Here is an 11,468-nt window from a genome sequence, read left to right on the forward strand (position 1 = left end):
CCGCTATGACAGATGCGCAAAGACCTTCCTCTCCGCCATAGCCCTCGCCGCAACCGTCATCTTCTGGCTTTGACGATCAATGAGTCTGGAGCCTACGTCATCGCTTCGTCGTCAACCGCACACGACGCCTCCTCACCGTACCGCGATCAATATCCATTTCCTTGGCAATTCGGGTGTCCTTCTTGCCTGCTTCGAATGCTTTCACGAAATCCTCATCGGTCGCGCTGCGCAGATGGTTACCAGGAGAGATTTTTATTCCGTGGCCCTTAAGCGCCTTTTGAACGCGTCCGTGCGACAAGCCGTGCTTGCGCATTAGTTCCGATACCAAAGCCCCTGCCTGATATTGCTCGGCAACACGCGCGTCGAAATCGCAACCGGCAGCCGTGAGTGCTTTAATCATGAGGCGCGGGCTGAGGTCATGCACCTGGCGCATTTCCGAGAGCCATTCCTTGCTATCGAATAGGGCCCGGAGCCTGGGTTTCGATAACCAATAGCCAGCAGACTTGGATTCAACCCAGATTCCATCTCCCTCAACCCGCATCGGTGCATCCGGTCCTAGGCATCCCAAAATTCAATTCTGTGATAACTTTCAAATCTCCGAGGTTTGGGAACGAATGCCGCATAACTAACTGTTTTATTAGGCTAAAATTTGACGCACGGGTGCGCCTGAGATATCGATAGTTGTCGGGCAAGGGGAATCGATACCCGTGAGTATGGTTGTTGATCAAACGCAGCATAGAGAAATTCGACGGCGACTGCGTGCTTCGGGGTCATCGTTCTCGAAAATCGCACGTGAATTGGCAATCACCCCAACGACCGTGGTGACCGCATCGCTTGGTCGCTGCAAATCACGACGTGTCGAAGAGGCTATCGCTGGTAAGCTGGGCACTTCGCCCGAAGCCCTCTGGCCTGACCGCTACGACGAAGAGGAGGATGAAAAATGACATAGACCATTCCCATAAACGAGGACAGCCACGAAAGCTGGAACTTTCGCGGCCGTCGGGAATATCGATTTTGCCGGTCGATGCTCCTTTGTCCTCCAACCTTCACCGCGTGTCAAGGCTGACGGCCCTCCTGGGACGGCTGGTCGCGCATGTGTCCATCAGCAAAGGAGCGCCCTTGGGCGAACGGCCTGTTGCGGCCGGACGCTATAGGCATTGGATAAATGAACCCTGATAACAAACCTTTCAGCCCGCCTCGGGTCAGCAGAGCCACGCGGAAAATACCTGTACGTTCGAAGGCGAGCAGCCGCGGTATCGTCGTGGCGCAGTTGCCAGCCGACAGTCACCCACGCCGGATTCAGTATGAGAGCAAGCTCGAACACCACATCCTGTATCTGCTTCTCGCTCGCCGGGACGTCCATGATATCTGGGATCAGCCGCCGGGCATCACGTTTCGCGATGGTCAAGGGCGCGTTCGTCTGCATTTCTATGATTATCTCGTTCGATTCAGTGACACACGCCGTGTTGCGCTCGCCATCAAGCCCTTTGAAATTTGCCAGCGCATCGGATTTCGGGAGTACCTGCAGCATGTGCGCGCCGCGACCGATGTGAGCTATGCGCACGATGTCGTCTTGATGACCGACCGATCTTTTCGCCGCGTCGACGCGCTCAATGCCGAGCGACTACACTTTTTTCGACGCCATGCGGATGACGAGGCAAATCGGATAGTGGCACAGGTTGCCCAAAATCTTGCTGGCCCGACGACCATTGAGGCAATTGTCTCTGCGACGGAACTCGGAGAGCGAGGGTTCGCCGCCGCATTCCGCGGGATTTATGCGGGTGTCCTACGCAGACTGGATGAAGGTGAAATCACGCCGCGCTCCCAAGTGTGCGCCGGGCGCGGCGCAGAGGTGATGTCATGAGTTGGCGCCTTCGTTTGCTCGAAACCGACATGGTCATGATTGGTGAGTCCGAACTTCGCCTGGCAAAACAATCAACCAGGGGGGTGTCGCTGCGAGAGGTCCGCTCCCCAGATGTGGTACGAAGCTTCAGCCATGCTGAGTTCCACGCGCTACTCCAGAAACCGGATGTACGCCTGAAACGTGGCTTCTATGAGGAGGCCGAGGTCAGGCGTCGCCTTGCCTTTGACAAGCTGTATCTGGAGAGCATCGCTCTGGCAGAACGCGAGAAGGTTCTTTGGAAAACTGCGTGGTGTGAAGAATACCTGCGAGCTGAGCTGGCTGGCAGGATTCAGCGCACGGAACTTTCGATATCAGCCGCCCTTTCCACGCTTCGCAACGCGGTTGATGAGCGGGAACGAAACGGGCAGGGCAAAGGCAGTACGCCCAGAGCTGGTAGTCCAGTAGCCCTGAAAGCGCCGCCGCATCCGAAAACCTTGCTCCGGTGGGTGCGTCGCTACGAACGTGCCGGGCACTCACCGCTGGCATTGGCTCGGACGCGCTCCAAATCCCAGATCAGGTCGATTGAGAGCTACCGGGTCAGAGAAGCACTGCTTCAGGATTGCGTGAAAGGCTACCAGGAGCGCAACCGCCCCACGATGGAAATCATCGTTGCCAATACGGCGGCGGCTTTTCGAAAGGCAAATGAAGAGCGTGCCCGGGAGGGTCGGCTTCCTCTTGAGCTCCCGTCAGCCTCGACGATCCGGCGGCGGATTCGGCAACTCGATCCTTTTGAAACCTATGCGCAGCGCCATGGCACAGAGGCTGCCCGCAAGAAATTCCGGCCCTATCGGACCGGTGTCTCGTCACTGGCTCCACTGGAACGGATCGAGATGGACGAGTGGCGCATCGATCTGATGACGATCCTCGATGAAGGTGGGGTGTTTGACGGCGCTCCGTCAGAGTTGCGGGAGCGTTTTCGGGTAGGGCGTCGCTGGCTCTATGTCGCAATCGATGTCGCCACGCGCTGCATCCTCTCGATGCGGCTTTGCGAGAAGCCGACGCCAGAGGATGCGGTTCGGTCTCTGGAACTCATCACCGTCGACAAGACGGCCATTTCTGACGCTGCCGGTTGCGAGTGTCCATGGGAGCAGTTCGGTGGAATTGGTACATTGGTGTCGGATCAGGGGCCGTCTTTCGTTTCCGACATGTTTCGAACCGCCGTGACCGATCTTGGCGCGACGGTCGAGACGCCGCCTGCTGGGCTCGCGGAAATGCGTGCGACCGTGGAGCGTGTTTTTAGAACCTTCGGCGTTCAACTCATGCCATGGTTGTCGGGCCGGACATTCTCCAACGTCGTTGAACGTGGTGATTACCCCTCCGAGGCGCTTGCCGTATTTACCGATGACGAGTTGACGGAAATCCTCTTGCGATACGTCGTCGACGGGTATCACAACAGCCCCCACACTGGTCTGGGCGGTGAAACACCGGCAAACGCGTGGCAGCGACTGTGCAGTGAATTGGGCAAACTACCGGCGCCTGACACCATCCAGCGCCGCTATGTGTTCGGCATACCCGGCGTCCGCAAGGTCGAGCGGCATGGTATCCGGGTGTGCAGCCTTCATTATGACCACCCCCTATTGGGGGAATTGTTCCGGCACGGCCAAGATCGATCCGTGCGCTTCCGCATGGATCCACAGGATCTCGGACACATAGCGATCTACATCAACAACGATTGGCACGGTGCGAGCTCGGTAAGATCGGGCTTCCAAGGAGTGTCCCTCGCCGAGTGGACGGCGGCGATGCGCGACATTCGGCAGCGGCATCGCGATGCGCAGCTCATCAACGAAGAAATTGTCCGCCGCGCATTCGAGAGGATCGCGCATATCGACCGCATTGCCAGCCAGCGCGCCCGGCTGACGCCGAGGTTCATGACCGAAAAGGACATTCTGAAGCTTGAGCGCAACCTGTTCATTCATCTGAGTTGGGAGGATAGCGGATCGGGACAGCCCCAGAATGGGGATGAGGGCGACCTGTTCGGTGAGGTCATCAATGCTCCGGGGCATCATCTCCAGCCCCCGGGCGACCTGCACGACGAGAACGATCTGCCAGACGATAGTCAACCTCCCTACGATTGGTGGTTGGAGGACCCACAATGACCTTGCCATTAGCCTCCGAAAATCGTGCTGATCACATCGCGGCCGTCGTCGTCGAGTTGCGAGCCTTCTTCGCGCATCACGAAGGCTATGCGATGCTGCGAGAGCAGTTCGAAATCCTGTTGGCAGAACGTCGCGCCGCTCTGGCGGCCGGACGGCCAGTTGAAGCCCGCGGTATCGCCGTGATCGGGGACACGGGAAGCGGGAAAACCACTGCCGTTCGCCATCTGTTACGAAGCTACCTACCCGAGGCCGGTGAGGCCACAGCTGAAGTCGCTAGCTTTCAGGTGCCATCGCCGGCCACGCTAAAGCATGTTGGTCATGAGCTTCTGAATGCGCTCGGCTATCCGATGAACCGGCTGCCCACCACGGCGATCATCTGGGACAAGGTGCGCTTTCACCTGCGGGAACGACAGGTGAAGTTCCTCCATCTCGACGAGGCGCAGGACCTGGCCATCAGCCAGAGCGACCGCGAGAAAATCGCTGTGGTCAATACGCTGAAATCCCTGATGCAGAACAATTCATGGCCCGTGGGCCTGATCCTGTCCGGGATGCCGGACCTTAGGTCAATGCTGAACATGGACCCACAATTGGCGAGGCGTTTTCACCCGGTAGAATTTCAGCCAATTTCGGCCGCTCGGTCAGGCGGAAATATCATGCAGATCGTTCACGCCTATGGCGCGAAAGCCTGCTTGGAAACAGCCTCAGGTCTCGGCGAGCGCGAATTTCTCGAACGTCTGGTCCAGGCCTCGGCGCATGAGTTTGGCCGCATGATCGAGTTGATCGTCAATGCCATCCGCGAACGCTTGTATGCGGGCGGGGCAACGCTGGAGGCTGGCGACTTCGCCGCAGCCTTTCGCCGCTCGACCGGCGTGGTGGACGGAGTGAACCCATTCATTGCAGATCAGTTTCAGCATCTCGATGCCCGGATGCTTCGAGGAGGCGTGGAACTATGACCCGTCTGGCTCTGACCTTGCCGCTTACCCCATACGAGACCCAAACCTCCTACGTTTCGCGCTTGGCGGCGCGAAACGGCTGCGCTTCCGCCTATGAGTTTTGCCACGATGTCGGTCTAGACTGGCGAGCGGTAATCAACGGCGAATCCCACGAGCTTGCCCGATTGGCCGACATCTCGGGGGAGAATGCGGGTCGACTGATCTCTCAGGCAATCAGGGTGGTCGGACGGCGCAGACTCGCGACTCGCTATGCCGTGGTCTCGGATAAGGTTCTGGAGCGAACACAGGTTCGCCTTTGCCCGATTTGCGCTCGTGGTGCCGAACATGGAGAGGTGCCGTTCTCGGCGATCCAGGTAGTGCAGAACGTCGTAGCACCGGTTGTCACGTGCCCCTGGCACAAGCTGCCCTTGATCATCTTGCCGCGCGCGCGGTTCGCTATCGACAATTTCGACGTGACCGCCGTCGCACGCAAGCACCGACAGATGCTTGAGCTTCCGCAGATCGCCCTCTCCACTGCTCGGCCCGCAGCAGTCGAAACCTACATGCTTGAGCGCCTCGTAGATGGCCGGGCAACCTGCGATTGGCTGGATGAGCTGCCAGCCCACGTCATTGCACGAGCGAGCGAGGTGATCGGACTGCGGGCCAACCTCGGGGCTGATACCGCCTTGTCCGGACATGATTCCTCTGTTCTCAATCACGCACGCGCTGTCGGGTTCGATGTCCTCCAAGGCGGCCCGGATGTGTTGGCGCATTGGCTCGAAACGACATGCATCAGCAACGAAGGCCGCCGTCGTCGCTATGGAAAGGACCTCGGCCCGATCAATACCTGGCTCACGGATTCCCGACTGCATCCGGATTACTTCCCACTACGCAAGGTCTTCGCCGAATTCGTAATCCGGAACTATGCCGTTACGGCAGGGGCAAAGATTCTTGGCGAAATTGTTGCGACACCGAAGCTGTTGCCGACCCGCCACTTTGCCCGTGCAGTCGGGGTTAGCACATCATTCATTCGCGACGTCATCTCTTCGGGACTCGCGCCGCCACCGCCATCCGAACTCGCAGATCTTTCCTATCTGTCGCTGGTGACGGCGGAACAGGCGAACGCGGTTCGAAAGATCAACGGCAACGTCATCGAGCCGATAGAAGCGCGGGAGATGTTGGGATGCAGCGAAGGGACATTCGCCAGCATTCTGAAAGCAGGGTTGGTTCGACCACTTCAAGGCAGTCCCGCACATCTGCGATGGTTTTCCCGGTCGGATGTTGTCGATCTTTTGACGCGCGTCCGAGAACTGCCAGTTGTGAAACAAGCTCACCGGGATGCGGTTCCTTTGGCCGCGGCGGCGCAAGCTTCCAAATGCTCCATAGGTGAACTCCTTGGCATGTTGATGCGGGGTGAAATCCGCATGGCAAGATCACGGCGCGATGGACCGCCTGTGTCGAGCATAGTGCTCGCACGACCCGCCGTCTCCGCAATCTGTCCGTCCTACGACGGTCGAGGTATTCTTCGATCCGATGCCGCGAAAACGCTAGGGGTCTCGGTGAGGACTATCGCCAGGCTGCTGCACCTTGGCCGACTTGAAACGTTGGAAGAACGCCACCCGATGACAGGAGAGGCGTTCGTCACGGTGCAGAAAGAGAGCCTCGAAGCTTTCCGGGCCCGCTACATTGCCATTGCACGCGCCGGTGACGAGATCGGAGAATCTTTTCAGGCCGTTCAGTCCGCTGTTGATAGGTTGAATATTTCATTGCTGTCGGCAGGGCGGCGCGGAGCTCGGTTCCTCCACCGCAGAGACTTGCCCCGCATCGTTGACGACCTTCATGTCCGGGAAATCAACGGCAAACGGAGAAGGCGGAAGGCCGGCGCACCCATCGCCGGATAGACAGGCCGGCTTCGTCGCGCTCAAAGGGATTCCATTGGCAAGGATACGGCATTGCCGTATAGTTCGAGGGCGAAAGACAAAGCAATTGTAGGTGAATCATGGGCTTCGGACGGGAGTTGATCGAGAGCGCACGTGAAGCTCAGGCTATCGCGGAAGGACGAAATGCACCCGGCGCGGCCTTCACCCCTGCAAGTATCGACGTCGCGGCGCTCCGAAAGTCCCAGGGGCTTTCGCAAAGCCGCTTTGCCGCACGATATTCTCTTCCGGTCAGCACCATTCGCGATTGGGAACAGGGTCGGCGACGCCCTGACCGTGCTGCATTCCTGCTCCTTCGCCTGATAGAGGCCGAGCCCGATGTCGTTGCGAGGACACTGGCCGATGTAGATGTGCGAACTCCCAACAGGGCCTGACCGGCTGAAGCATGACAGGGCGTATCTGGCCTATGTCACCAGAGATTGTCGAACCGGCGCGCGGCAGTCCGTGTGTAATGCGCTGTATGTCGCGGATCGCGATGCCCAAGATAGTCCTGAATCAGCCGAAGGTCATGCCCCCGGTTCGCCAAGGCGAAGCCGCAGGAATGGCGGAGCATATGCGGATTGACGTGCCCGAGACCGGCCCGGTCACCAGCGGTCGCCACGATGTAGTTCACCGCTTGCCGAGTTAGCGGCTGTTGCCGTTCCGAGATGAACAGCCAGGGCAAGGCATCGTTGCGCTTGGCGAGCCAGCGCCGAAGGGCACGCAACTCGTCGCCACTTACTGGCTGTTCCACACTGAGGCCATTCTTTAGGCGTGAAATCCAAATCCGGGCCTGGCTGAGATCGGCGTCAGCGCGGCGAAGGGCTGTGGCCTCAGAAACGCGCAGACCATGCCTGTACATCATCATCAGCAATAGCTGATCGCGGATGCCGTGGCGCCCCTTCTTGGCACTAGTCAGCAATCGCTCCATGTCCGGTGGGCTAAGGTAGTCCTGCCGACGTTCATGGGCATCTGCTGCTGCCTGCCCATAACTCTTTACATTTCGCGGCTTGGACATGGCTGATCTCTGATCTGGGGCCTTCGTGATTTCAGCACGTTACGGATGTCGTTGTCGCTATACTCTTTACATTAAACGCTTTATGTAAAGAGTAGAACTGGCGAAATGAAGGCGATCCGCGCAGACGGTCACCACGGCACACGGCGTTTGTTGCTTTTCTGGCGCGTCTTGTTCGCTACAAGCTACGGAAAAATTCCGCCTCACAGCAGGCGAGCTGGGCAGTGCAATGACCGAAGAACAAAAGAAAAAGCTGGAGCAGAAGCTGTGGGATATCGCCAATGAACTCCGCGGCCGAATGGATGCCGATGAGTTCCGCGACTACATTCTGGGCTTCATTTTCTACAAGTACCTGTCCGAGAGGCTGCACATCTATGTCGACCGAGAGCTTCTCAAATCTGAGGGTCTGACGTTTACCAGCCTTGACGACGCAGACGCCGTGCATCGTGGCATCCTCGCAGCTGTCGAAGAGGCTTGCATTGAGCGGCTTGGCTATTTCCTGAAGCCGTGCGAGTTGTTCTCGGCGGTGGCCGCGCGTGGCACCGAGCCGGGCAGTTTCATCCTTGCCGATCTGGGCGAGACGCTGAACAGCATTCAGAAATCCACCATGGGCAACGAGTCCGAGGAGGATTTCGTAAACCTCTTCGAAGACCTCGATCTGAACTCAAGCAAGCTGGGCCGCAGCACCGAGGCCCGCAATACGCTGATCGCCAAAGTCCTCGGCCACCTCGATGCCATCGACTTCCAGCTTGGGACGTCAAATTCGGACATCCTGGGCGACGCCTATGAATACCTGATCGGCAAGTTTGCCTCGGGTGCCGGGAAAAAGGCCGGAGAATTTTATACACCGCAACAGGTCTCGACCGTGCTGGCCAAGATCGTGACAAGCGGCAAGGCGCGACTGCGGTCGGTTTATGATCCGACATGTGGGTCGGGGTCCCTGCTACTTCGGGTCGCGCGGGAGGTCGGGGAGAAGAACGTCGCTGACTTCTTTGGGCAAGAACTGAACCGCACGACCTATAACCTCGCACGGATGAACATGATCCTTCATGGGGTTCATTACAGCAAGTTCGATATCCAGCAGGAAGACACGCTCGAACATCCCCAGCACATGGGCCGCACGTTCGAAGCCATCGTCGCCAACCCGCCGTTCAGCGCGAAGTGGTCGGCCAACAAGATCTTCGAAAGCGATGACCGTTTTGCCGAATATGGCCGCCTAGCGCCCGGCTCCAAGGCCGATTTCGCCTTTGTCCAGCACATGCTGCATCATCTGGATGAAGATGGAACCATGGCGGTGGTCCTGCCCCATGGCGTTTTGTTCCGGGGCGGGGCAGAGGGGGCCATTCGTGAATTCCTGATCCGCCGTAACTGGCTGGATGCGGTGATCGGCCTGCCCGCGAACATTTTTTACGGCACGGGTATTCCCACGTGCATTCTGGTGCTGAAGAAGTGCAAGGAAACCGAGGACGTTCTGCTCGTGGATGCCTCGACCTGTTTCGAGAAGGGCAAGAACCAGAACAGCCTTGGTGAAGATGATGTCGCACGGATTGTCGACGCCTACCGTACCCGTGCGGAGGAGGATCGATTCAGCCACCGCGCGACGCTATCAGAAATCACCGAAAACGAATTCAACCTGAACATCCCTCGTTATGTGGATACGTTCGAAGCCGAACTGCCGGTCGATCTGGAAGAGGTCACGCGACGGATCGAGCGCATCAATGTGAACATGCAGGAAATCGATGAGAGCTTGCGCGCGTTCTGCGCAGAACTTGGCCTTGAGGCGCCGGTATGAGCGTTGAAGGCCAAACCTTCCCAAAGTCGGTTCAGCCGGGTATTCCAAAGTTGGGTTCGACGCCAAAAGGCTGGAAGCGATACCGGATTGGCGATTTGTTCGATGTCGTATCGCGGCCAACAGACCTGCATGACGATCAGGAATATGATCTTGTCACGGTGAAACGTTCGCGGGGTGGGATCGAACGCCGCAGTCGTCTGCTCGGTCGCCGGATTTCAGTGAAATCCCAGTTCCTTCTTGAAGAAGGTGATTTCCTGATTTCCAAGCGTCAGATCGTTCACGGAGCTTGCGCGGTCGTGCCTGCGGAGTTTTCAGGGTCAATCGTATCGAATGAATACTCGGTCCTGCGCCCGAGACCCGTTCTGAGCCTGAACTATCTGCGTTACCTCGTACATTCGATCTACCTGCAACAGACGTTCTTTCACTCCAGCGTCGGCGTCCATGTCGAGAAGATGATTTTCAGGCTCGAAGACTGGTTCAAGTGGCCCATCCATCTGCCGCCCTTGGCAGAACAGGGAAAGCTGGGGCGTGGCTTGATGGACGCAGACGCGAAGATCACCCTTCTGACCGACAAGAAAACCGCACTGGAGGAATACAAGCGCGGGCTGATGCAGCGGCTGTTTTCGTGCGAGCTGCGCTTTACTCGCGACGACGGCAACGCCTTCCCGGATTGGGAGAAACGCAAGCTTGGTGAAGTCTTCGACTGGGTTCGGACCAACAGCCTTTCCCGTGAACATCTCGGGGATGATCCGGCAAGTGGCGTTCAGAATATTCACTATGGCGATGTCCACGGAAAATTCAGGCCGCTGTTCTTCCAGTCGAAGGAAGACGCACCTTTCATTGCCACAACCGCTCCCATTAGGGAATTCAAGGGCGAAGAGTTCCTTCGTCAGGGCGACGTCGTGATCGCTGACGCCTCCGAAGACTATTCGGATATCGGCAAGGCAATCGAGGTCATGGAAGTCGCGCCCGACTCCGCTGTCGCCGGATTGCATACCTATATCGCGCGGCCAAAGGCTGAATCCCTTGTGCTCGGGTTCTCCGGCTATCTGCTGCGCAGCGCTCCGATGCGTCAGCAGATCATGCGGATTGCGCAAGGCATTTCTGTTCTCGGCGTATCAAAGGGCAACTTGGAAAAACTGGTCTTCTGGCTTCCCCACCCCGACGAGCAACGCAAGATCGCTGCTGCCCTCTCTGCCCTCGACGCGAAAATCGACGCCCTGTCGCAAAAGATTTCCGAAATGGAGGCCTTCAAGAAGGGCCTTCTGCAAAAGCTGTTTGTCTAAGGTTCACCGATGAATACCCAGTCCGAAGCCCAGCTCGAAACCGCTCTGATCCGGCGTCTGAACGATCTGGGTTGGGCCTCGGTCGCGATCCCCGACAATGCCGCGCTGGAAGCCAACCTGCGCGCTCAGCTTGAGGTTCATAACGGGTTGCGCTTTTCGGATGGGGAATTCCGCACCATCCTGAACCATCTTGGCAAGGGCTCGACCTTCGAGAAGGCCAAAACGCTGCGCGACCGCATGGCGCTGCAACGCGACGACGGCACCACCGCCTATGTGCAGTTCTTCAACACCCGCGAATGGTGCCGCAACCGCTATCAGGTGACGAGCCAGGTTACACAGGTGGGAAGCTACCAAACGCGCTATGACGTGACATTGCTGGTGAACGGTCTGCCGCTGATCCAGATCGAGCTGAAACGGCGCGGCATCGAACTGAAAGGGTCTTTGCCCGGATCATGGTCGGCCTGGCCGCAGAGAGTGCCGAGCATAAGACCATCATGATCGACGCGACCTATCTCAAGGCGCACCGCA

The 11,468-nt window shown here is 58.1% G+C and carries 10 protein-coding genes and 2 pseudogenes; 10 read left to right on the forward strand and 2 right to left on the reverse strand.

Annotation, left to right across the window (positions count from 1 at the left end; translation table 11 throughout):
- Positions 1–97: 97 nt before the first annotated feature.
- Positions 98–433, reverse strand: a complete 336-nt coding sequence (locus tag EV657_RS20345) for a hypothetical protein (RefSeq protein ID WP_134079624.1) — start codon at positions 431–433, stop codon at positions 98–100.
- A gap of 280 nt (positions 434–713) precedes the next feature.
- Between EV657_RS20345 and EV657_RS20350 the strand changes: the two genes are divergently transcribed.
- From EV657_RS20350 to EV657_RS20375, 6 genes are all read left to right on the forward strand, one after another.
- Positions 714–944: a helix-turn-helix domain-containing protein gene (locus EV657_RS20350; RefSeq protein WP_243837762.1), complete on the forward strand. Its 231-nt coding sequence runs from the start codon at positions 714–716 to the stop codon at positions 942–944.
- Positions 945–1,165: 221 nt separating this feature from the next.
- Positions 1,166–1,864, forward strand: a complete 699-nt coding sequence (locus tag EV657_RS20355; protein WP_134079627.1) for a hypothetical protein — start codon at positions 1,166–1,168, stop codon at positions 1,862–1,864.
- A complete protein-coding gene (locus tag EV657_RS20360; RefSeq protein WP_134079628.1) occupies positions 1,861–3,999 on the forward strand; it encodes a Mu transposase C-terminal domain-containing protein in 2,139 nt (712 codons plus the stop codon). Before EV657_RS20355 ends, EV657_RS20360 begins: the two co-directional genes overlap by 4 nt.
- Positions 3,996–4,952 (forward strand): TniB family NTP-binding protein, encoded by a 957-nt coding sequence (locus tag EV657_RS20365; RefSeq protein ID WP_134079630.1) that lies wholly within the window; start codon positions 3,996–3,998, stop codon positions 4,950–4,952. The genes EV657_RS20360 and EV657_RS20365 overlap by 4 nt, the downstream gene beginning before the upstream one ends.
- Positions 4,949–6,832, forward strand: a complete 1,884-nt coding sequence (locus EV657_RS20370) for a TniQ family protein (RefSeq protein WP_134079631.1) — start codon at positions 4,949–4,951, stop codon at positions 6,830–6,832. The genes EV657_RS20365 and EV657_RS20370 overlap by 4 nt, the downstream gene beginning before the upstream one ends.
- Before the next feature lie 98 nt (positions 6,833–6,930).
- Positions 6,931–7,242 carry a helix-turn-helix domain-containing protein gene (locus EV657_RS20375; protein WP_134079633.1) on the forward strand — a complete coding sequence of 104 codons (312 nt, stop codon included), beginning with the start codon at positions 6,931–6,933 and terminating at the stop codon, positions 7,240–7,242.
- A gap of 35 nt (positions 7,243–7,277) precedes the next feature.
- On the opposite strand, the gene EV657_RS20380 is transcribed toward EV657_RS20375, so the two are convergent.
- Positions 7,278–7,865 (reverse strand): tyrosine-type recombinase/integrase, encoded by a 588-nt coding sequence (locus EV657_RS20380; protein ID WP_134079635.1) that lies wholly within the window; start codon positions 7,863–7,865, stop codon positions 7,278–7,280.
- A 226-nt stretch (positions 7,866–8,091) separates the two neighbouring features.
- Between EV657_RS20380 and EV657_RS20385 the strand changes: the two genes are divergently transcribed.
- From EV657_RS20385 to EV657_RS22405, 4 genes and pseudogenes are all read left to right on the forward strand, one after another.
- Positions 8,092–9,654, forward strand: coding sequence for a type I restriction-modification system subunit M (locus EV657_RS20385; protein WP_134079636.1), 1,563 nt, complete (start codon positions 8,092–8,094; stop codon positions 9,652–9,654).
- The gene (locus tag EV657_RS20390) at positions 9,651–10,940 is read left to right on the forward strand and encodes a restriction endonuclease subunit S (RefSeq protein ID WP_134079638.1); all 1,290 of its coding nucleotides are present in this window, start codon (positions 9,651–9,653) and stop codon (positions 10,938–10,940) included. Before EV657_RS20385 ends, EV657_RS20390 begins: the two co-directional genes overlap by 4 nt.
- Positions 10,941–10,949: 9 nt before the next feature.
- A pseudogene (locus EV657_RS20395) lies at positions 10,950–11,306 on the forward strand (type I restriction endonuclease); the annotation flags it as partial.
- A 71-nt stretch (positions 11,307–11,377) separates the two neighbouring features.
- Positions 11,378–11,468: pseudogene (locus EV657_RS22405) on the forward strand (IS5/IS1182 family transposase); the annotation flags it as partial.

This window comes from Rhodovulum visakhapatnamense, assembly GCF_004365965.1.
GTDB classification, from domain to species: Bacteria; Pseudomonadota; Alphaproteobacteria; order Rhodobacterales; family Rhodobacteraceae; genus Rhodovulum; species Rhodovulum visakhapatnamense.

What these genes read in the sequence shown, in the direction of transcription:
- EV657_RS20390 (WP_134079638.1), top strand. Translation starts at nt 9,651, where the DNA reads ATGAGCGTTGAAGGCCAAACCTTCCCAAAGTCGGTTCAGCCGGGTATT.
- EV657_RS20365 (WP_134079630.1), top strand. Translation starts at nt 3,996, where the DNA reads ATGACCTTGCCATTAGCCTCCGAAAATCGTGCTGATCACATCGCGGCC.
- EV657_RS20375 (WP_134079633.1), top strand. Translation starts at nt 6,931, where the DNA reads ATGGGCTTCGGACGGGAGTTGATCGAGAGCGCACGTGAAGCTCAGGCT.
- EV657_RS20380 (WP_134079635.1), bottom strand. Translation starts at nt 7,865, where the DNA reads ATGTCCAAGCCGCGAAATGTAAAGAGTTATGGGCAGGCAGCAGCAGAT.
- EV657_RS20370 (WP_134079631.1), top strand. Translation starts at nt 4,949, where the DNA reads ATGACCCGTCTGGCTCTGACCTTGCCGCTTACCCCATACGAGACCCAA.
- EV657_RS20385 (WP_134079636.1), top strand. Translation starts at nt 8,092, where the DNA reads ATGACCGAAGAACAAAAGAAAAAGCTGGAGCAGAAGCTGTGGGATATC.
- EV657_RS20350 (WP_243837762.1), top strand. Translation starts at nt 714, where the DNA reads ATGGTTGTTGATCAAACGCAGCATAGAGAAATTCGACGGCGACTGCGT.
- EV657_RS20345 (WP_134079624.1), bottom strand. Translation starts at nt 433, where the DNA reads ATGCGCCAGGTGCATGACCTCAGCCCGCGCCTCATGATTAAAGCACTC.
- EV657_RS20355 (WP_134079627.1), top strand. Translation starts at nt 1,166, where the DNA reads ATGAACCCTGATAACAAACCTTTCAGCCCGCCTCGGGTCAGCAGAGCC.
- EV657_RS20360 (WP_134079628.1), top strand. Translation starts at nt 1,861, where the DNA reads ATGAGTTGGCGCCTTCGTTTGCTCGAAACCGACATGGTCATGATTGGT.